Source organism: Streptomyces sp. NPDC001709 (assembly GCF_053596375.1).
In genome coordinates, this window is record NZ_JBSFGB010000028.1 from 1 (window position 1) to 20,091 (window position 20,091).

Sequence of the window (20,091 nt, forward strand, 5' to 3'; positions counted from 1 at the left end):
GGTGAAGATCCAGCAGCTGGAAGACCTGTCGCGGATGCAGCGCCGGTTCGTGTCGGACGTCTCGCATGAGCTGCGCACTCCGCTCACGACCGTCCACGCCGGTCCGCGCCCGGACGGCGGCTGGCGGCTGCGCGCGGTCCTGTCCGCGCGGGCGGCCGACGCGGCACGGCCTGATGCGGCACGGCCTCATGCGGCACAGGGCGAGCGATGACCGTACGCGTGCTGGTGGTGGACGACCAGGAGATCGTGCGGACCGCGCTGCGGCTCGTCATCGACCGGCGCGAGGGTCTGTCGGTCGTCGGTGAGGCGGGCGACGGGGAGGAGGCCGTCGCGCGGGCCGTCGCGCTGCGTCCCGACGTGGTGCTGATGGACGTACGGATGCCGGGCACGACCGGTGTGGAGGCGACCCGGCGGATCGTGCGGGAGTGGCCGGGTCTGGGGCCGGTGCCGCGCGTGCTGGTACTGACCACGTTCGACCTGGACGAGTACGTGCACGCGGCCCTGCGTGCCGGGGCCGTCGGCTTCCTGCTGAAGAACAGCCGGCCCGAACAGCTCGCCGAGGCCCTCCGCGCTGCGGCCGACGGCGAGCCCGTCCTCGCCCCGACCGTCGCCCGGCGCCTCATCGACACCGTCACCGCACTGCCGCCCGCACTCGTGCCGACGGCGCCCCTGCCCGCAGCGGCCGACGACGTCGCGCTGACCGAGCGCGAGACCCAGGTCCTGGTGCTGGTCGCGCGTGGCCTGTCCAACGCCAGGATCGCGGCGGACCTGGGGCTGAGCGAGGCGACGGTGAAGAGCCGGGTCAACCGCATCCTGACCCGGCTGGGCCTGGAGAACCGGGTCCAGGCCGCCCTGTACGCCCACCGGGCCGGTCTCGCCTGACGCGGTCCGCACCCTTCGGTTCCCGTCCCTGTGACGCGCCTGTGACAGTCGACGGACACCACCATGACGTCCGGCAAGCAATCTGGAGCAACAAGGGCAAAACGCCCTAATCGGACAGACGCTTCGCCGAAGGACAGCACCATGAGCGCCACCCTCGTCACGCCGCACACCGAGGCCCCCGCCCCTGAGCTGGCTCCGCGCGAGCGGGAGACGCTCCGGCACATCGCCGCCGGTCGCACCTACCTCCAGACCGCCCGCCACATGGGACTGTCCACCCACACCGTGGATGCCTACCTGCGCCGCATCCGGGCCAAGCTCAACATCAGCAACACGGCCGAGATGACCCGCATGGCCATCGCCCTGGGCCTGTGATCGGAAGGACCCGCGCGGACGGCGCTGGACACCACCGGGCCCACGCGCCGACGGCGGCGCGTGGGCCCGTTCGCGGCGCGGGCGGTCAGCCGACGGTCAGGGAGAACGGTCCGGCCAGGACCGAGTAGCCGTCGTTGGCCAGGTAGTACACGTCGTACGTCCCCGCACCGCCCAGTTTGCCGGTCGGGAGGGTCAGGGCCCCGCTGGCGTTCGGGGCGTAGGACCAGGCGAGCGAGGACTGCTTGCCGGGAGTGACGCCCGCCGGATAGATGCCTATCCAGTTCTTGGCGCTCACCTGGGATGCCGACGGAACCGAGTAGCGGAAGGTGACGTTCCCGCCGCCCGCGACCGCGTTGAGGTCGCCGGTGAGTGTCGCGGTGGTCGCGGTGGACGGCGCGAACGCGGCGTTGAGCGGGGTCGCGTAGGTGTCGTTCGCCGTGAGGCCGGGCAGGCCGAGGGCGGCCTCGATGGTGCGGCCGATGCCGTAGTGGTCGTAGTGGAGCGGGCTGCTGGTCCCGGCCGGGACGGTGCGCTGGGAGCCGACGACCGTGGTCACGATGTGGTTGTACGCCTCGCCGGAGCTCTCGTCCCAGGTCAGGACGAGCAGCGAGCGCTGCTGGGTCCAGGCCGGGGAGGCGAGGACCGGGGCGAGGGTCTGCTTGAGCCAGCCGTCCTGGGTCTTCAGGCTGGTGGCGCTGCCGTTGCCGGAGGCCTCGCCGTCGTAGTAGTCGTCGGCGGCGATCCAGGAGAAGTTCGGGGTGGTGGCCGCGGACTTCAGGTCGGTGGTCAGCTGTGTGGTGTCGAACAGGTGGGCCGCGCAGCGCTGGGCGTCACCGCTGATGTCGGTGTAGTTGATGAAGGGCGCGTCATCGGGCTCGTAGTAACTGTCGTTGTTGTTCTTGGTGTTGCAGGGAGTGCCCATGCCCTGCTCATAGGCCTTCCAGGTCTTGCCGGCCGCCTCCAGGGTGTCACCGAGGTTGCGCTGGGGGGAGTTGATGTTGGGGAAGTAGGTGGCGCCCTTGGCATAGGTGTCGCCGCCGGCGACGGCGAGGTAGTTCTCGTCGCTCGGGTGGTAGACGCCGTGGAAGTCGGTGAGCGTGGCGCCCTGGGTCATGAGGCTGTGCATGTACGGCGTGTCCGCCGGATCGTTCATAACCTGGGAGTAGTCGGTGTTCTCCATCATGACCATGAACACATGGTCGTAGCCGGGCACCTTGGAGACGGGCGGGGCGAGCGGGGCGGGTGCGGTGACCGGGGTGTCCAGGGTGAGGGAGAGGTTGTCGACGTAGCCGGTCTCGCTGCTCGTCGACAGGAACTGCACCTCGACCTGGATGGACCGGGTCCCGGCCGGTACCGCGCCGGCGGTGCTGCGCGAGAGGAACTTGGTGGCCTGGCCCCGGTCGCTCGCGGACACGGTGGGCAGCTTGGCGGTGGCGCCGACGGGGCGGCCGCCGCCGTCGTGGAAGTGCAGGCTCACCGCGACGTAGCCACTGTAGGTGGTCCAGCCGCCGAGCCAGCCGGAGAGGTCGTAGTGCACTGCGCCGCCGTCGATGGCCGCGGCGGCCGAGGAGACGTCGACGGTCTGCGTCATCGCTCCGTCGCCGAAGTTGCCGGGCCCGAAGAACGCCTTGCCGGGGGTCTTGCCGTCGCCGGGCAGGCCGAAGGAGGCGACGCTGTGGCACATGACGTTCAGACCGCCGGCCTCGGTGGTCCAGCCGGGGACGGTGGCGGCGGCCGCCCAGTCGTCGGTGCAGTAACCGCCGTTCTCCGCATCGCCGTTGACGATCAGGTTGCCGCTGCCGCCGGCCGCCTGGGCGGGGGCGGGAGCGGCGACGATCAGTGCGCCGAGGAGGGCGAGAAGCCCGCCGAGGGATCTCCAGCGCAGTCTCATACGTGGTACCTCGTCCCGTTGGGAGGATGCCGCGAAGGCTGACGCCCGCGCGGCCTGACTGTGCTCAACGAACGGGACATGAGTACTGGCCGTCGCTGTCCGGCGGAAGAACCGCGACCAAACTTGACCAGACAAGTTCGCGGCGGACGGGGCCCGGTCGCAGTGCGGGGCGCGACGGGCTTTTCGGTCGCCGCACAAGGGGCACGCGGTGGGGGTACGACTTCCGAGCGGAGGGTCGGTGTCGCCATGAGCGAGTACGAATGGTCCCGCACGATGCCCGCACAGCCCGAGCAGGTCTTCGACCAGGCGGCCAACCTCGGCCAGCTCGACGCCTGGCTCCCGGACGCCGTGCACGTGGACGCCGAGGACCCGCCCGCCGTGACCGTGCACGAGGACCGCTCCGGCCAGGACATGCCCGCCGTGCTGCGCGCCGAGCCCGACCAGATGCGTCTGGAGTGGGGCACCCGCGAGCAGGGCGGCTACACCGGCTGGCTGCAGGTATCCGGCATCGGCAGCGGCGCCAGCGAGGTGACCGTGCACCTGTCGTTCTTCGACACCGGTCACGACCCCGGCGAGCAGGCGGTGTACGACGCCCTCGACGGCAGCCTGCGGCGCCTGGAGCAACAGGTGCGCCTCCGCGTCGACAACGGGGCGGGCTGAGCGCCGTGTAGGTATGGCCGGGTCGCAGCTTGGCGATGCCGGAGGCCGCGGTGGCGGTGCTGCCGCCGGAGGCGGTGGTGGGCAGCTGCTTGCCGGCCTTCGGGCATGGCGAACCCTGGCTCGGACCGTACGAACGCGGTCCCGCTTGTTGAGATTTGAACAGGCGCCGCGCAAACGCGAGCCACCACCGCCCCTACATTTTCCTTATTTGCCAGATACCCCATTTGTCCGATTATCCTGGACGGCCTTGCCCGGCTCATGGCATCCGACACGGAAGGGGACGGACGGGACATGCACAGAGCACGACTCCCCGCTCTCATGGCACGGATCGGGCAGGCCGGCGGCGCCGAGGCGGCGCGTGCCACCGTGGCGGCGGGGCTGACCTGGCAGACCTGTGTGACTCTCCTGCACGTCACCGACCCCTACGCGGGCGCCATCGCCGCCGTCCTCATCGTCGAGACGACGGTGGTGGCCACCGTCTCCGCCGCCACCCGCTACGCCGCCGGATGCCTGCTCGGCGTTCTCGTCGCCGTGCCCGGGGCGCTGTACGCCGAGCCCGGTATGGCCGGTCTGGCCATCGTTGTCTTCGCCTCCGTGCTGCTGGCCCGGCACGGATTCCTCGGTCACCACGGCCTGCACGTCCCGACGACCGCTCTGCTCACCTTCGCCCTGGTCCGTGGCCGCCACCCCGGTGAGCTGGCCACGCACCTCGCGGAGATCGTGCTGGGCCTCGCCTTCGGGCTGGCCTGCAGCGTGCTGCTGTTCCCCTCCGTGCGGGTACGGTCCGCCGAGCGGGCGCTGGAGGACCTGCGGCTGCAGATCGCCCGGCAGCTCGACGGCCTGGCCGACGCGGTCGTACGGCACGAGCGGCCACGGAACGTCCTCGGCCCGGCCTGGGAGGACGATCTCGGCACGGCACTGACCCGCGCCCGCAGCGCGACGGACGAAGCGCACGAGAGCATGCGCTGGAACGTCCGGCCCACGGCCCGGCGCCGCCGCTGGCACCTCGACCACCGGGTGCTGCGCACGCTGACCGATGTGGCCGGCCAGGTGACCGCGACGGGCCGGCTCCTCGAAGCCCACCCCGATGCGCCCGAGGGCCGCCGCCCCGACTCCGCGTTCGCTCACCCGTACGCCCGCCTGCTGCGTACGACCGCCCTGTGCGCCTACTCCTGCCGAGGCGGCCGTCCGCACCCCGCCCTGCCCGCCGCCCGGCAGGCCCTGGCCCGGCTCGGCACCCCCGGCTGTGAGACCCCGGACCGGGCCGCCCCGGACCAGCGCCTGCTGCGCCCCCTGGAGTCGGCCCTGACCTGTCTGTCGGCACCCGCGCCCGCTCCGCCCGCCCGCTCCAGGCGGCTCCTCGACCCGATACGGCCCTCACCGCGACGATGATCTCTCACTTCACCGAACTCCAGGACACGACCACCGGGCACACCCCCGCATCCGCGCACCGGATACCCGTGGGACGGGCCGCGGCGCCCTGGCACCGCCGCACCGGCACCCGCGTGGCCGTGGCCTCGGCCCCCGTGCTGCTCATGCTGGTCGTCGCCCTCCTGGATCTGCTCACCCCGGACTGGCTGCACGTCTCCCCGGTGATGGCCGCGGTCCCGGTGCTGGCCGCCGTGCTGCTCCCGTGGCGCGCGACGGCGGTGCTGGCCTGCGCCGCCCTCGTGATCACCGTGGTCCTCCAGTGGGACGCGGGCAGCCTGGGGCACCCGGACTCGAACGTCACCCTCGGCAGCCTGTTCGTGGTCGGACTCACCTCGCTGGCCGCGTGCTCCCTGCGGCAGTGCCGGGAACAGCAGCTCCGTCAGGTCCGCTCCGTCGCCGAGACCGCACAGCGCGCCCTGATGCACCCCCTCCCCCACCGGATCGACTCACTCGCCCTGAGCGGCGTGTATCTGGCGGCCGAGTCGGAGGCGCGGATGGGCGGCGACTTCTACGAGGCGGTGCGCACGCCGTACGGCACTCGGATCGTGATCGGCGACGTACGGGGCAAGGGACTCCAGGCCGTCGGCGCCTCGGCGACCCTGCTCGGCGCGTTCCGTGAACTGGCCTACCGGGAACCGTCGTTGACGAAGGTCGCGGAGCAACTGGACGAGCGGGCCCGCCGGCACATCGCGGCACTGGACAGCCCGCCGGACGCGCACCAGCCCAACGGCCCCGGCACGGACGCCCTGTTCACGGAGCGGTTCGCCACGGCGCTCCTGGTGGAGTTCCCGCCCGGCGAGCCCGTGGCCCGCATCATCCACTGCGGCCATCCCGAGCCCTACGTCGTCCACGAGGGCGAAGTGCGACCCCACGAGCCGGACCAGCCCGGTGCACCGCTCGGCCTGGGCGATCTGCTGGCGGCGCGCCCCGTCGCCGAGACCGTGCCGTTCGTCCCCGGCGACCGTCTCGTGCTGTACACGGACGGGTTCATCGAGGCCCGCGACCGCCGTGGCCGCTTCCACGATCTGGCCGCCCCCGTGCACACACACGCCGGCCGGCCGCTGGAGGCGATGGTGGCCGGCCTGCGCCGCGATCTCCTGCACCACGTGCACGGCGACCTCGGCGACGACGCGGCCCTGGTCGCCCTGGAGCGCCTGCCGTGAGCCGGGGTCCGGGCATCGTCACCGGTCACCGGGTCGCCGCCAGGGCCAGCGCGCCGGCCGCCAGGGCGAGGAAGAGGCCCGGGAAGGCGATGTTGTGGAACACCCGGGCCCGCACATGGGCGATCACGGCCCCCACGTAGAACAGCACCAGTCCGGCGCCGGCCGCGACCCCCAGGGACCGTGCGCCGAGCAGTCCGAGGAGCAGCCCGGCCGCTCCGGCCGCCTTGAGCAGGGCGAGGGTGGGCAGCCAGGCGGACGGCACGCCGACCTCGGCCGAGTTGGCGAGCACGAACGGCGCCTTCGCGACGTCGGCCGCCACGATGCCCGCGTTGGCCAGGAGGGCCGCGCAGGTGACGGCCACATAGGCGATATCCATGGCTCCACCCTCACCGGAAGGTCGGCGTGCCGTCCAATACCAGCATCTATAACCTGTTGGAATGGATGTCGACACGCGGCTGCTGCGTTCCTTCCTGGCCGTTGCCGAAGACGGCAGCCTCACCCGCGCCGCCGAGCGCGTCTTCGTGTCCCAGCCGGCCCTGACCAAACAGATCCGCCAGTTGGAGACCCTGCTCGGCGTACGGCTCTTCGACCGCTCGCGCACCGGTATGGCGCTGACGGACGCCGGCCGTGAACTCGCGCGCCGGGCCCCGCAGGTGCTCGCCTCCTGGGACGAGGCCCTGCACGCCACGAAGGCCACCGACCGGCAGGCCGCGCGGATCCTCCGGGTGGGATTCGTGGCGAGCGCGGCCAACGAGGCGACGCGGGAGATCGTCGCCGAGTTCGCCCGGCGGCGGCCCGGGTGGCGCGCCGAACTCCGCCAGGCGGCCTGGACGAACCCGAGCGCGGGGCTGGCCGACGGCGAGGTGGACGCCGCACTGCTCCGGCTGCCCTTCCCGGGCCAGGCCGCCCTACGGGTGGAGGTGCTGTTCGGTGAGGCGCGGTGGGTGGCGCTGCCGAGCGGGCATCCGCTGGCGGGACGCGCCGAGATCGCCTTCCGCGAGCTGTGGGACGAGCCGTTCGTCGCCGCGCCGGAGGAGACCGGCGCCTGGCGCGACCACTGGCTGGCCGCCGACGAGCGCGAGGGCCGGCCGGTCCGCGTCGGCGCGGTCACCGACCAGCCCGACGACTGGCTGAGCGCCATCGCCAACGGGTACGGCATCGCCCTCGCCCCCGAGTCCGCCGCCCGCTTCTACTCCCGCCCCGGCGTGGTCTACCGGCCGGTCACGGGAGTGAGCCCGACGCGGGTGGGCGTGGCCTGGGCACCGGCCGACGACCGCAATCCGGTCGTACAGGACTTCGTCCGCTGCTGCCTGGATCTCGCGCGTGCTTCCTGAACCGGAGCGCCAACGGGATGCGGATGCATCGGGTCACTGCAGGCGAGCATTCCCGGCGCCGTGATCGACTTCGTCCGACCTACCCGTGACACCGGCCGGCCACCGCACGTCCGTCGTCCCCTGGCCGGCCCAATGGCAGTGCTCCGGAGGGGCGAGGGGCTGTGACGGGTGTGACCGTGGTGGAAGGAGTGTGCGAGCGGACCCGTGATGAGGAGGCGGCATGTCGGACGGACCCGGCGAGGGCGGCGTGGCACTCGCCGCCGTGACGGACGGCGTGGCGTGCGACGCCTTCGAGCATGTCGGTGCGGTGGCCGACGCCGTGCTCTACGAGGGCTACCTGCTCTATCCGTACCGCCGGTCCTCGCCGAAGAACCGGGTCCGCTGGCAGTTCGGCGTGCTGCTGCCCCGGGACTGGGTGGAGCGGGACGGGCCGGTCACGCCGGGGCTCTCCGGCTCCGCGGACTCCTGGTACCAGCAGACCGAGTGCCTGCTGCGGGCAGCGCGCGCCGACGCCGTCGTACGGGTGCGGGTGCGGTATCTGCAGATGCAGGACAAGCAGGTGGAGGCGGCCGACGGGGGCGGACGGCACCGCCCGGTCGAGTCGTTGCGGACCGCCGACGGCGCCACGCATCTGTCGTTCGAGGAGGCGGTGCCGCGCGAGGCCGAGCTGGTGGTGCCGCTGGCGGAGCTGCTGCGCGGCGGTCGTACCGCCCTGGTGGGCGCGGCGGCCGGTGCGGAGTCCGCGGCGCTGCCGGGCGGTGCGGGGCGGACGGTACGGCGGCGCCGGGAGGTACGGGGCGCGACGACGGTCGTGGCCGAGCCGCTCGCGCCGGGGCTGTACCGGTTGCGGGTGCGCACCGAGAACACCGGCCGTACCCCGGACCCTCGGGCCCCTCGCCATGAGGCACTGCGGCAGGCGCTGATCGCCACGCACACGCTCGTCGGCGGGGACGGCGTGGAGTTCGTCTCGCTCGTCGATCCGCCCGAGGGGCTGGCGGAGCAGGCGCGGGGCTGCCGGAACGCCTTCACGTTCCCCGTCCTCGGCGGCACGCCCGGCGACCGCGCGACGGGCACCGTCATGCTCTCCGCTCCGATCATCCTGCCCGACTGGCCGCAGGTGGCGCCGGAGAGTCCGGGCGATCTGCACGACGCGGCGGAGATCGACGAGATCCTCACCCTGCGCACCATGCTGCTGACCGACGAGGAGAAGGCCGAGGCCCGGGCCACCGACCCACGGGCCGCGCGGATCCTCGACCGGGTGGACACCATGCCCCGCGAGGTGTTCTCCAGGCTGCACGGCGCGATCCGCTCCCTGACCCCGGTGCCCGCGCCCGCCGAACGGCCCGCATGGTGGCAGGAGGGCGGCGACGACGGGCTGTGCCCGCAGACCGACACGGTCGTCGTGGACGGGGTGTCCGTCGGCGGCGGCAGCCGGGTGCGGCTGCGCCCGCACGGCCGGGGTGCCGACGCACAGGACATGTTCCTGGACGGCCGGACCGCGCACATCGCCGCGGTCTTCCACGACGTGGACGGCAGCGTCCATCTGGCGGTCACGGTCGACGACGATCCGGCCGCCGAACTGCACGGCTGGTACGGCCGTTTCCACTACTTCCGGCCCGACGAGGTCGAACCACTCGGCAACCCGGGCTCGCAGGAGCCGACCGGCCCGGCGAAGTCCCCCGGGCCGCGGTCCCCACGGCCGCATCGTCCGGCCGACCGGCCACAGGAGGGACGGTCCGATGGATGCCCCTGAGCCACCGGCCCACGGCCACCGCATGGCCGAGCACCTGCCGCGCGAGGACGCGGCAGCCCACGCCCCACTCCGAGACCGGCACCAACGGAGGTCGCAGCGATGACCACACAGAGCGGTACCACCGAAGTCCGCGGCGAGCCCGGCCGGGCCGAGGCGCGGGAAGGCTTCGACGAGATCACCATCCTCTGGATCTCGGAGGGCATGAGCTGCGACGGCGACACCGTGTCACTGACCGCTGCCGGCCAACCCTCCATCGAGGACGTCGTACTGGGCCTCATCCCGGGCCTGCCGAAGGTGAACCTCGTCAACAAGGTGCTCTCACCGAGCCTGGGCGGCGAGGACTTCCTGGCCCCGTACCGGGCGGCCGCCCGCGGCGAACTGGAGCCGTTCATCCTCGTGATCGAGGGTTCGATCCCCAACCAGAACATCATCGACGGCGACGGCTACTGGACGTCGTTCGGCAACGACCCCGACACCGGTGAGCCGCAGACGCTGAACTGGTGGATCGACCAGCTCGCGCCGAAGGCCTGGGCGGTCGTGGCAGCCGGGACCTGCGCCACCTTCGGCGGCATCCACGCGATGGCCGGTAACCCGACCGGCTGCATGGGCCTCGCGGACTACCTGGGCTGGGAGTTCAAGGCACGCTCGGGGCTTCCCGTCGTCAACGTGCCCGGCTGTCCCATCCAGCCGGAGAACTTCATGGAGACCCTCGTCTGGGTCCTCCAGCACGCGGCCGGTGCCGCTCCCCCGCCGCCGCTGGACCACATGCTGCGTCCGCAGTGGCTGTTCGGGAAGACCGTGCACGAGGGCTGCGACCGGGCGGCGTACTACGAGCAGGCCGACTTCGCGAAGGACTACAACTCCCCCAAGTGCCAGGTGAAGGTGGGCTGTTGGGGGCCGGTCGTCAACTGCAACGTGCCCAAGCGGGGCTGGATGGCCGGCATCGGGGGCTGCCCGAACGTCGGCGGCATCTGCATCGGCTGCACGATGCCCAGCTTCCCCGACGCCTTCATGCCGTTCATGGACGAACCCCCGGGCGGCACGCTGTCGACCATGCTCGTCAGGCCGTACGGGGCCGTCATCCGCCGACTGCGCGGCCTGACCAACGACGTGGTGAACCACGAGCCCAAGTGGCGCCACAACAAGCGCAAGCTGACCAGCGGCTACGACCCGCACTGGCGCGCCTGACGCCGTCCCCCCATCCCTCCACCGACCCGCCCGAACCGAACAGCGAGGGGCAGCACCGCAGATGACCACCACCGAGTCCCGGCCCACCGAACGCAAGCCGGCCCAGATCGTCGACATGTCCTGGGATCCGATCACCCGGATCATCGGCAACCTGGGCATCTACACGAAGATCGACTTCGCCAACCAGGAAGTCGTCGAGTGCCACAGCACCTCGTCGCTGTTCCGCGGCTATTCGGTCTTCATGAAGGGCAAGGACCCGCGTGACGCCGGGTTCATCACGTCACGGATCTGCGGGATCTGCGGCGACAACCACACCACCTGCTCCAACTACGCCCAGCAGATGGCCTACGGGGTCAAACCGCCCAAGCTGGCCGAGCACATCACCAACCTCGGCGAGGCGGCGGAGTACATCTTCGACCACACGATCTTCCAGGACAACCTGGTCTTCGTGGACTTCTGCGAGGCGATGGTCAAGGCCACCAATCCCGGTGTCCTGGCCCGCGCCGAGCGCACCGACGCGCCCCGCGGCGACGTCCACGGCTACCGCACGATCGCCGAGATCATGAAGGCCTTCAACCCCTTCGAGGGCGAGGTCTACAAGGAGGCGCTCAAGGTCAGCCGGATCACCCGGGAGATGTTCTGCCTGATGGAGGGGCGGCACGTGCACCCCTCCACGATGTACCCGGGCGGCGTCGGCACGATGCCGCAGCCGAACACCTTCACCGACTACCTCAGCCGCCTGATGCACGTCATCGACTTCATCAAGAAGGCGGTGGCGATGAACGACGACGTCTTCGACTTCTTCTACGAGGCGCTGCCGGGCTACGAGGAGGTCGGCAAGCGCCGTATCCTGCTGGGCTGTTGGGGCGCCTTCCAGAACCCGGACGTCGTCGACTACCGCTACGCGACGATGAACGAGTGGGGCCGGGCGATGTATGTCACCCCGGGGATCGTGGTGGACGGCAAGCTGGTCACCAACAACCTGATCGACATCAACCTCGGGCTGCGCATCATGCTGGGCAGCTCCTTCTACGAGGACTGGGCCAACGAGGACCCGTTCGTCACCCACGACCCGCTCGGCAACCCCGTCGACATGCGCCACCCGTGGAACCAGACCACGGTCCCGGTGCCGCAGAAGCGGGACTTCGACGGCAACTACAGCTGGGTGATGAGCCCCCGCTGGTACCACCCGGACACCGGCGAGCACCTCGCCCTGGACACCGGTGGCGGTCCGCTGGCCCGACTGTGGTCGACCGCGCTGAGCGGCATCGTCGACACGCCGTACGTCAAGGCGGCCGACGGCGGCATCCGTATCACCCTGCCCAAGGGGGAGAAGCTGCCGGAGACGACTCTGGAGTGGCGCATCCCGAAGTGGAGCAACACCCTCGAACGGGACCGCGCCCGGCCGTACTTCATCGCCTACGCCGCCGCCATGGCCCTGCACTTCCTGGAGGAGGCGATGGGGATGCTGAAGACCGGCGACACGAAGGTGTTCGAGAACTTCGAGGTGCCGGACGAGTCGATCGGCTGCGGCTTCCACGAGGCGGTGCGCGGGGTCCTCTCCCACCACCTGGTGATCCGGGACCAGAAGATCGCCAACTACCACCCGTACCCGCCGACCCCGTGGAACGCCAGCCCGCGGGACATCTACGGCACCCCCGGCCCGTACGAGGACGCCGTCCAGGGCCAGCCGATCTTCGAGGAGAACGGGCCCGACGACTTCAAGGGCGTCGACATCATGCGCACGGTGCGCAGCTTCGACCCCTGTCTGCCGTGCGGCGTCCACATGTACATGGGCAAGGGCAAGACCCTGACCACCGTGCACTCGCCGACGTACGGCGCGAACCATGGCTGACGCCGCCGTACGGCTGGCGGACCCGGCGGTGGAGGCGCGGCTCGCCCGTCTGGACGAGGTGCTGGCCGGGCTGGAGTCCGCTCCGGGCCCGGCGCTGGAGGCGGTACGACTGCTGACCGAGGTCTACGGCGAGGCCCTCGCCCGGGTGCTGGACCACGCGGACGAGCGGTTGCGGGAGCGGCTCGCCGACGACGAACTGCTCGGGCACCTCCTCGTCCTGCACGAGATCCACCCGGAGCCGCCGGAGCGCAGGGCCGCCCGCGCGGTGGACAAGCTGCGGCCGGCGGTGCGTGAGCGCGGCGGTGACCTGGAGTGGGCCGGCGTCGAGGGGCGGGTCGCGCGGGTGCGGCTGACCTCCGGCGGCGGATGCGGTTCCGGGTGCGGCGGCGGCTCGTCGGACGTCACCGAGGTGGTCGAGGCCGCCGTGCTGGCCGTCGCCCCCGAGCTGACCTCGGTGGAGACGGTGCGGAGCGAGCGCAGGCCGGCGCCGGCGTTCGTACCGCTGACCACGATCAGGCGCCGGGCCGTGCCCGAGGAGGCGCGGTGAGGATGGACGGAGCGCTCGCCCGGGTCATCCGCACCGCGGGCCGGCGTGCGGCGACGGCCGAGGCCGAGGCCTGCGAGCTGTGCGCCGCCCGCCTGGCCGCCGAACACCCCCATCTGTACGAAACGGCCGCCGCCGAGGTGCGCTGCGTGTGCGGGCCCTGCTCGGTGCTGTTCGCCGACGACGGGGCGGGCGAGGGCCGCTACCGGCTCGTGCCCCGGCGCCGGCTGCGGCTGCCCCCGGTCGACACGGCGGTCCTGGGCGTCCCGGTGGGCCTGGTGTTCTTCGTGCCCCGCGGCGACGGCACGGTCACCGCGCAGGGACCGAGCCCGGCCGGAGCCATGCGGTGGGAGGTGGACGCGGGCGCCTGGCAGCGGCTGGCAGCCACGGTTCCGCAGCTCGCCGGCATGGCACCCGATGTGGAGGCGCTGCTCGTGAACACCGTGCGCGGGCTCGACGAGCACTGGATCGTGCCGGTCGACGACTGCTACCGGATGATCGCCCTGGTCCGCCGCGAGTGGCGGGGCCTGTCCGGTGGCGGCCGGGTCTGGCCGGCCGTAGAACAGTTCTTCAGGGAGCTCACCGAGCGGTCCTGAGGACTTGGAAGGAGAACCGACATGGGCACCATCCGAGTGGGCCGCCCCCAGGCGAAGCCCGACACACCCACCCACGTGCGCGGACTGCACCAGGGCAACCAGGGCCCGTACAAGCACCAGACCGGACACCACAAGGACGGCAGCTCCGACGCGCGCCGCTCCACCGGTATCCACTGGAAGCGGCATGACGCGCTGATCAAGGACATGCCGAACATCTCGCCGGGATGAGGGAGCAGGACATGACCGTAATGAACATCGGCATGAGGAGACGGCCCAGGCACACGGGGATGTCGGGACGGCAGGTCCTCATGGCCCAGGCCGCGGTGGTCGGCAGCATGGTGGCGGCGCTGGTCGTCAAGGAACTCCCGGGCATCATGCGTGAGCTGCGTATCTACCGGATGACCGGTGGCCTGCGCGCGAACCGCCGCTATCCCTGATCCGCGGCCGTGCACGAGCTGTCGATCGCGACCGCGATCGTGGAGCAGGCCGAGGAGATCGCCCGCGCGGACGGGGCCGGCGGTGTCTCGTCGGTGACCGTACGCGTGGGCGAGCTGGCGGGTGTGGTGCCCGACGCCCTGGACTTCGCCTTCGAGGTGGCCCGGGAGGGCACGGCGCTCGCCGGGGCCCGGCTGGTCGTCGCGCATGTGGCCGCACAGGCGTACTGCACACCGTGCGCCGAGGAGTTCGCGGTGGGGATGCCGCCGTTCTTCTGGTGCCCGCGCTGCGACCGTCCGTCGCAGGAGCTGCGCAGCGGACGGGAGCTGGAGATCACGGACGTCGCACCGGCACCGGCCCCGCACTGAGTGCGGGGCCGGACGGGCGAGCAGGGCTCAGCAGATGCGGGGCAGTTGCTCGCCCAGCGGCAGGTCCACCACCCGGGTGCCGCCGAGGCCGGTGGCCATGACGACCATCCCCGGGTGCTCCGCGACGCACTCGCCGATGCGGGCCGCGCCGCCGCCCTGCGGGTTCGCCCGCATCGCCGCCAGCACAGCCTCGGCGTGCTCCGGGGGTACGAATGCGACGAGCCGGCCCTCGTTGGCGACGTACAGCGGGTCCAGGCCGAGGAATCCGCAGGCGTTCGCGACCTCCTCGGGCACCGGGATCGCCCGCTCGTGCAGCCGCACGCCGGTGCCGGAGGCACGGGCGATCTCGTTCAGGGACGCGCCGAGCCCGCCCCGGGTCGGGTCGCGCAGCACGTGGACGTCCTTCGTGACCGCCAGCATGGCCGCCACGAGGTCCGCCAGGGGCGCGGTGTCGGAGGCGATCTCGACGCCGAACTCCAGTCCCTCGCGCACGCTCATGACGGCCACGCCGTGCAGCCCGACGGGGCCGCTGACGAGGACGGCGTCGCCCGGCCGGGCACGCTGGGGGCGGATGTCGACGCCGTCCGGTACGAGGCCGAGGCCGGCGGTGGTGACGTAGACGCCGTCGCCGTGTCCGGACTCGACCACCTTGGTGTCGCCGGTGACGACGGTGACGCCCGCCGCCTCCGCCGCCGCGCCGATGGCGTGCGCGATCCGGCCGACGACGTCCAGTTCCACGCCCTCTTCGAGCACGAAGGCGGTGGACAGATGGGCAGGCCGGGCGCCGCTCATCGCCAGGTCGTTCACCGTGCCGTTGACGGCGAGGTCGCCGAGGCTGCCGCCGGGGAAGAACAGCGGCCGTACGACGTAGGAGTCGGTGGAGAAGGCCAGCCGGGCGCCGCCCAGGTCAAGGACGGCCGAGTCGGTGAGGGCGGCCAGGGTGGGGTTGCCGTAGGCGGGGGCGAAGACCTGCTCGATCAGTTCGGCGGACAGGGCGCCGCCTCCGCCGTGGCCCATGACGACGACCGGCTGGTCGCGCAGGGGTGCGGGGCAGGTCCAGTTCGCGGGGTCGACGGCCGCTTGGGTAGCCAGGTCAGCCAACGGTGTTCAGCTCCTCCCGTGGGATGCGGGATCCCTGTACCGCCGGGGCGTTCATCCGGCGGTACAGGTAGTAGGCGGCGCAGGCGCCCTCGCTGGAGACCATGGTGGCGCCGAGCGGGGTGCGGGGGGTGCAGGCCGTGCCGAAGGCCTCGCACTCGGTCGGCTTGATCAGGCCCTGCAGCACCTCGCCGGCCCGGCACACGGCGGGTTCCTCGGTGCGGATGCCGGTGACGTCGAAGCGGTGTTCGGCGTCGTAGGCCCGGTAGGCGTCGGACAGCCGCCAGCCGCTGGCGGGGATGAGGCCGATGCCGCGCCAATTGCTGTCGGTGACCTCGAAGACCTCCTCCAGCATGCGCAGGGCCGCCGGGTTGCCCTGCTCGCGCACGGCGCGCGGGTAGGCGTTCTCCACCCGGTGCTCGCCGCGCTCCAGCTGGTGGACGGCGCGGCGGATCCCTTCCAGGATGTCCAGCGGCTCGAAGCCGGTCACGACGATCGGCACCCGGTACCTGCCGGCCAGTTCCGGGTACTCGGCGGTGCCCATCACGCTGCACACGTGCCCGGCGGCGAGGAAGCCCTGCACGCGGCATTCCGGTGCGGTCATGATGGCCTCGATCGCCGGTGGGACCCGGACGTGGGAGACCAGCAGGCTGAAGTTGCCGAGGCCCAGGCGGCGGGCCTGGTGGACGGCCATGGCGTTGGCGGGGGCGGTCGTCTCGAAGCCGATGGCGAAGAACACGACCTGGCGGTCCGGGTGCTTGCGGGCGAGGTCGAGCGCGTCCAGCGGTGAGTACACCACGCGTACGTCCCCGCCCTCGCCCTTGACCCGGAACAGGTCCCGGTCGGTGCCGGGCACCCGTAGCATGTCCCCGAAGGAGCAGAAGATCACCCCGGGGCGGGCGGCGATCTCCAGGGCCTTGTCGATGACGTCGAGCGGTGTGACACACACCGGACAGCCCGGCCCGTGGATCAACTCGACCTCGTCCGGGAGGAGTTGGTCGATGCCGTGGCGGATGATGGAGTGGGTCTGGCCGCCGCAGACCTCCATCAGCGCCCAGGGCCGGGTGACCGTGGCCCGGATCTCGTCCAGCAACCGGCGTGCCAGGGCCGGGTCGTTGAACTCGTCGATGTACTTCACCGGGCCTCACTCCCGCTCTCCTGCCGGGCCGCCTGCTCCCAGGCGTCGCCGAACTCCTCTTCCAGCAGCCCCAGTTGCTCGAACAGCTCCAGGGACGCGCGGGCCGACTGCTCGTCCAGGCGCTGCAGGGCGAAGCCGACGTGGACGATGACGTACTCCCCCACCCGGACGTCGGGCACGTACTCCAGGCAGGCCTGTTTACGCACTCCGCCGAAGTCGATCAGCCCGGTCAGGGGGTCGGCGCGATGGTCGATGGACACGACCTTGCCGGGCACTGCCAGACACATGGGTCACTCCGTCTCGTGGTTGTGTGCTGTTCCCGCGACCATGAGCTGACCGAGCGCCAACCCTCCGTCGTTCGGGGGGACTTCGCCGTGCCGGAGGACCGCGAACCCGGCTCGGGTGAGCAGGGAGGCGGTCTCCTCCTCCAGCAGGCCGTTGGCGAAGACGCCTCCGGTGAGGGCGGCCGTGGTCAGGCCGGTCTCCGCGCGGGCGCGGTGGCAGATCCCGGCGACGGCCCGGGCGACACCTCGGTGGAAGCGTGCCGCGAGGACGGGTACCGGCGTGCCGCGCCGCCGATCGGCGAGCAGGGCCCTCAGCATCGGTGCGGGGTCGCAGGCGAGCACGTCCTCACCGGTGAGTTCGAAGGGGTACGCCACCGAGTCCGCGTCCCCGGCCCGCAGCGCCGCCGCCTCCAGCTCCATCGCGGCCTGCGCCTCGTACCCGGCCCGCTGGCACACACCGGCCAGGGACGACACCGCGTCGAACAGGCGGCCCATGCTGGACGTCGGCACCCAGGCCACCTGCCGGGCCAACTGCTGCCGCAGTACGGCGAGTTCGACCTCGGTACAGGCCTGAACGCTCGGCAGATCCGGCTCCCACGGCAGCCCGGCCGCCCACAACCGGGCCAGCGCCAGCCGGCAGGGGTTGGCGACGCCTGCGTCTCCGCCGGGCAGCGGGGCGGGGGCGAGACGGGCGAAGCGCCGGTAGCCGGTGTAGTCGGCGAGCAGGATCTCGCCGCCCCACACGGTTCCGTCGTCGCCGTACCCGGTGCCGTCGAAGGCGACACCGATCACCGGCGTGGTGCCGTCCAGGCCGTGCTCGGCCATCGCGGAGGCGATGTGGGCGTGGTGGTGCTGGACCAGCCGCAGCGGCAGCCTCGAGGCGCGGCGCCGGGCCCAGCCCGTCGAGTGGTAGCCGGGGTGCCGGTCGGCGGCCACCAGCCGGGGGCTGACCCCGGTCAGGCGGGTCAGGTGCCGCTCGGCCCGCCCCGCCGCCTCGAGGGTCGCCAGGTCGCCCATGTCGCCGATGTGCGGCCCGAACCAGGCCTGGTCGCCCTCCCCCAGGCACAGCGCGTTCTTCAGGTCGCCGCCGGCCGCGAGCACGGGCGGCACCGCGACGGGGAGCCGCAGCGGACGGGGGACGTAACCGCGGGAACGCCTGAGGACCTGCGCGGTGCCGTCCGGGCGGACCCGCAGCAGGGAGTCGTCGCACGGCGAGGCGATGGGCCGGTCGTGGGCGAGCCAGGCGTCGGCCAGCCCGGCCAGCCGGGTCAGCGCCTCGGTGTCGTCGGTGACGATCGGCTCGCCGGAGCGGTTGCCACTCGTCATCACCAGGGCCCGGGGGCCGGGCGGCTGGCCGGGCAGCCCGAACAGCAGGGTGTGGACAGGGGTGTAGGGCAGTAGCACACCCACGTACGGGCTGCCCGGGCAGACCTGGTCGGCGAGGCGGAGGCCGTCGGCCGGTGTGCGCCTGCGCAGCAGGACGATGGGGCGGCGGGCACTGGTCAGCGCGGCTCGTTCGGCGGCGGAGAGGACCGCGATCCGCTCGGCGGTGGCCAGGTCCGCGCACATCACCGCGAAGGCCTTGCCGCCCCGTTCCTTGCGGCGGCGCAGGGCGGCCACGGCCCGGTCGTCGGTGGCGTCGCAGGCCAGGTGGTAGCCGCCGAGCCCCTTGACGGCGACGATCCGCCCGGCGGTCAGCAGCGCGCGGGCCGTGGCGAGGGCGTGCGCACCCAGGGCCGGGCGCACCCCGGCCAGGCCCGGGACCAGGGTCAGCCGTGGGCCGCACTCGGGGCAGGCGACGGGCTGGGCGTGGAAGCGCCGGTCGGCGGGATCGCCGTACTCGCGGGCGCAGGAGGGACACATCGGGAAGCCGGCCATGGTGGTGGCCGCACGGTCGTACGGCATCCCGGTGGCGATGGTGAAGCGTGGTCCGCAGTGGGTGCAGGTGACGAACGGGTGCCGGTGCCGGCGGTCGGCCGGATCGGCCAGTTCGCGCAGGCAGTCCGCGCAGGTAGCGGTGTCGGGTGGCAGATGGGTGCCGCCGCCTGCCCGCTCGGTGGAGCGGATGGTGAAGGGTGCGTCGTCGCCGGTGGCGGGCAGGTCCTCGGCGGCGATGTGGCTCACGGTGGCCAGGGGCGGCGGCTGTTCGGCCAGCGCGGCGCTGAAGCGGTCGACGTCGTCCGCGGGGCCCTCGACCTCGACGGTCACGCCGTCGCCGGTGTTCCCGACGAACCCGGCCAGGCCCAGGCCGGCGGCCAGTCGGTGCGCGTACGGCCGGAAGCCGACTCCCTGCACGGTGCCGCGCACGGTGAGCCGGCGGCGCACCAGGCCGGTCGCGGGGGCCGTCATACGGCCGGGGCGGGCTGGGTGTGCTGCCGGCCGTGCGGATGCGGGGCCAGCGGCGGGTGGTGCCGGGTGCCCTCCCGGGCGGCGAGGGCACGGTCCAGGAGGGTGTCGGCCCCGGCGCCCGTGCGGGCGCAGGACCGTACGATCTCCACGCCCGGATTGACCCGGTGCACGTTCGTCCGGAAGGCGGTCTCGTCGAAGCCGGCCGGCTCGGCGAGGTCCGTCTTGGTGATCACGACCAGATGGGCGGAGCCGAACGCGGTCGGGTACTTCAGTGGTTTGTCCTCGCCCTCGGTGACCGCCATCAGCGCGACCCGCAGGGTCTCGCCGAGGTCGTACGCGGCCGGGCAGACGAGGTTCCCGACGTTCTCCACGAAGAGCACGGCGGTGTCCGCAGGCAGCCAGCCGGTCAGCCGGGCCCGCACCTGACGGGCCTCCAGGTGGCACAGTCCGTCGGTGAGCACCTGCTGGACGGGGGCGCCGGAGCGGGCCAGCCGGACGGCGTCGTTCTCGGTGGCCAGGTCGGCCGTCAGCGCCGCCACCGGAACGCCCCGCTGCACCGCGCGGGCCAGGACCAGGCCGAGGAGTTCGGTCTTGCCGCTGCCGGGGCTGGACAGAAGATTGACGACGGTCACGCCCTGCCGGGCGAGGTCACCGCGCAGCTCCGCGGCCAGGTCGTCGTTCTTCGCCAGGACGGCCTGCTTGACGTCGGACCGGCACATGGGCGCTGCTCCTCGGGTACGGCGGTGGGGC

General features: G+C 72.5%; 21 protein-coding genes and 1 pseudogene. 15 read left to right on the top strand and 7 right to left on the bottom strand.

Annotation, left to right across the window (positions count from 1 at the left end; genetic code table 11):
- The 3 genes and pseudogenes from ACWC0C_RS32970 to ACWC0C_RS32980 form a co-directional block, all read left to right on the top strand.
- Window positions 1-94 (top strand): annotated as a pseudogene (locus tag ACWC0C_RS32970) (histidine kinase dimerization/phospho-acceptor domain-containing protein); the annotation flags it as partial.
- A 113-nt stretch (window positions 95-207) separates the two neighbouring features.
- The gene (locus tag ACWC0C_RS32975; RefSeq protein ID WP_450867768.1) at window positions 208-882 is read left to right on the top strand and encodes a response regulator; all 675 of its coding nucleotides are present in this window, start codon (window positions 208-210) and stop codon (window positions 880-882) included.
- A gap of 141 nt (window positions 883-1,023) precedes the next feature.
- Complete coding sequence (locus ACWC0C_RS32980; RefSeq protein ID WP_449194556.1) at window positions 1,024-1,254, top strand: response regulator transcription factor; 231 nt, start codon at window positions 1,024-1,026, stop codon at window positions 1,252-1,254.
- Between the two features lie 85 nt (window positions 1,255-1,339).
- Here the strand turns inward: ACWC0C_RS32980 and ACWC0C_RS32985 are convergent, their stop codons facing one another.
- On the bottom strand, window positions 1,340-3,145 hold the full coding sequence (locus tag ACWC0C_RS32985) for an alkaline phosphatase family protein (RefSeq protein WP_450867769.1): 1,806 nt from the start codon (window positions 3,143-3,145) through the stop codon (window positions 1,340-1,342).
- A 246-nt stretch (window positions 3,146-3,391) separates the two neighbouring features.
- Here ACWC0C_RS32985 and ACWC0C_RS32990 point away from each other — a divergent pair, with 246 nt between their 5' ends.
- The 3 genes from ACWC0C_RS32990 to ACWC0C_RS33000 all read left to right on the top strand — a co-directional run bounded on the left by ACWC0C_RS32990 (window position 3,392) and on the right by ACWC0C_RS33000 (window position 6,399).
- On the top strand, window positions 3,392-3,805 hold the full coding sequence (locus tag ACWC0C_RS32990; protein ID WP_450867771.1) for an SRPBCC family protein: 414 nt from the start codon (window positions 3,392-3,394) through the stop codon (window positions 3,803-3,805).
- Window positions 3,806-4,096: 291 nt separating this feature from the next.
- A complete protein-coding gene (locus tag ACWC0C_RS32995) occupies window positions 4,097-5,197 on the top strand; it encodes an FUSC family protein (RefSeq protein ID WP_450867772.1) in 1,101 nt (366 codons plus the stop codon).
- A complete protein-coding gene (locus ACWC0C_RS33000; RefSeq protein WP_450867773.1) occupies window positions 5,194-6,399 on the top strand; it encodes a PP2C family protein-serine/threonine phosphatase in 1,206 nt (401 codons plus the stop codon). The genes ACWC0C_RS32995 and ACWC0C_RS33000 overlap by 4 nt, the downstream gene beginning before the upstream one ends.
- Window positions 6,400-6,424: 25 nt before the next feature.
- Here ACWC0C_RS33000 and ACWC0C_RS33005 read toward each other — a convergent pair whose 3' ends face one another.
- On the bottom strand, window positions 6,425-6,775 hold the full coding sequence (locus tag ACWC0C_RS33005; protein ID WP_449194561.1) for a DoxX family protein: 351 nt from the start codon (window positions 6,773-6,775) through the stop codon (window positions 6,425-6,427).
- 61 nt (window positions 6,776-6,836) lie between these two features.
- On the opposite strand from ACWC0C_RS33005, the gene ACWC0C_RS33010 reads away from it, so the two are divergent.
- From ACWC0C_RS33010 to hypA, 9 genes are all read left to right on the top strand, one after another.
- Window positions 6,837-7,733, top strand: a complete 897-nt coding sequence (locus ACWC0C_RS33010; RefSeq protein WP_450867774.1) for a LysR family transcriptional regulator — start codon at window positions 6,837-6,839, stop codon at window positions 7,731-7,733.
- Window positions 7,734-7,953: 220 nt separating this feature from the next.
- Window positions 7,954-9,486: a hypothetical protein gene (locus ACWC0C_RS33015; RefSeq protein WP_450867775.1), complete on the top strand. Its 1,533-nt coding sequence runs from the start codon at window positions 7,954-7,956 to the stop codon at window positions 9,484-9,486.
- Window positions 9,487-9,585: 99 nt separating this feature from the next.
- Entirely contained in the window at window positions 9,586-10,674 is a 1,089-nt protein-coding gene (locus ACWC0C_RS33020) for an NADH-quinone oxidoreductase subunit B family protein (protein ID WP_449194564.1), read from the top strand.
- A gap of 61 nt (window positions 10,675-10,735) precedes the next feature.
- Window positions 10,736-12,529, top strand: coding sequence for a nickel-dependent hydrogenase large subunit (locus ACWC0C_RS33025; RefSeq protein ID WP_450867776.1), 1,794 nt, complete (start codon window positions 10,736-10,738; stop codon window positions 12,527-12,529).
- Window positions 12,522-13,076, top strand: coding sequence for a NifU family protein (locus tag ACWC0C_RS33030; RefSeq protein ID WP_450867778.1), 555 nt, complete (start codon window positions 12,522-12,524; stop codon window positions 13,074-13,076). The genes ACWC0C_RS33025 and ACWC0C_RS33030 overlap by 8 nt, the downstream gene beginning before the upstream one ends.
- Window positions 13,073-13,669 carry a DUF5947 family protein gene (locus tag ACWC0C_RS33035; RefSeq protein WP_449194567.1) on the top strand — a complete coding sequence of 199 codons (597 nt, stop codon included), beginning with the start codon at window positions 13,073-13,075 and terminating at the stop codon, window positions 13,667-13,669. Before ACWC0C_RS33030 ends, ACWC0C_RS33035 begins: the two co-directional genes overlap by 4 nt.
- 21 nt (window positions 13,670-13,690) lie before the next feature.
- Window positions 13,691-13,897, top strand: coding sequence for a hypothetical protein (locus ACWC0C_RS33040; protein WP_449194568.1), 207 nt, complete (start codon window positions 13,691-13,693; stop codon window positions 13,895-13,897).
- An 11-nt stretch (window positions 13,898-13,908) separates the two neighbouring features.
- Complete coding sequence (locus ACWC0C_RS33045) at window positions 13,909-14,106, top strand: hypothetical protein (RefSeq protein ID WP_449194569.1); 198 nt, start codon at window positions 13,909-13,911, stop codon at window positions 14,104-14,106.
- A gap of 9 nt (window positions 14,107-14,115) precedes the next feature.
- Entirely contained in the window at window positions 14,116-14,472 is a 357-nt protein-coding gene (hypA, locus tag ACWC0C_RS33050) for a hydrogenase maturation nickel metallochaperone HypA (RefSeq protein ID WP_450867781.1), read from the top strand.
- Window positions 14,473-14,499: 27 nt separating this feature from the next.
- Here the strand turns inward: hypA and hypE are convergent, their stop codons facing one another.
- Genes hypE through hypB form a run of 5 tightly spaced genes read right to left on the bottom strand, consistent with a single transcriptional unit; the run spans window position 14,500 to window position 20,060 of the window.
- Complete coding sequence (gene hypE, locus ACWC0C_RS33055; RefSeq protein WP_450867783.1) at window positions 14,500-15,573, bottom strand: hydrogenase expression/formation protein HypE; 1,074 nt, start codon at window positions 15,571-15,573, stop codon at window positions 14,500-14,502.
- Complete coding sequence (gene hypD / locus ACWC0C_RS33060) at window positions 15,566-16,708, bottom strand: hydrogenase formation protein HypD (RefSeq protein WP_450867785.1); 1,143 nt, start codon at window positions 16,706-16,708, stop codon at window positions 15,566-15,568. The genes hypE and hypD overlap by 8 nt, the downstream gene beginning before the upstream one ends.
- The gene (locus ACWC0C_RS33065) at window positions 16,705-16,995 is read right to left on the bottom strand and encodes a HypC/HybG/HupF family hydrogenase formation chaperone (protein WP_449194573.1); all 291 of its coding nucleotides are present in this window, start codon (window positions 16,993-16,995) and stop codon (window positions 16,705-16,707) included. Before ACWC0C_RS33065 ends, hypD begins: the two co-directional genes overlap by 4 nt.
- Window positions 16,996-16,998: 3 nt before the next feature.
- Window positions 16,999-19,341, bottom strand: a complete 2,343-nt coding sequence (gene hypF, locus ACWC0C_RS33070; RefSeq protein ID WP_450867787.1) for a carbamoyltransferase HypF — start codon at window positions 19,339-19,341, stop codon at window positions 16,999-17,001.
- The gene (hypB, locus tag ACWC0C_RS33075) at window positions 19,338-20,060 is read right to left on the bottom strand and encodes a hydrogenase nickel incorporation protein HypB (protein WP_450867789.1); all 723 of its coding nucleotides are present in this window, start codon (window positions 20,058-20,060) and stop codon (window positions 19,338-19,340) included. Before hypB ends, hypF begins: the two co-directional genes overlap by 4 nt.
- Between the last annotated feature and the right edge of the window lie 31 nt (window positions 20,061-20,091).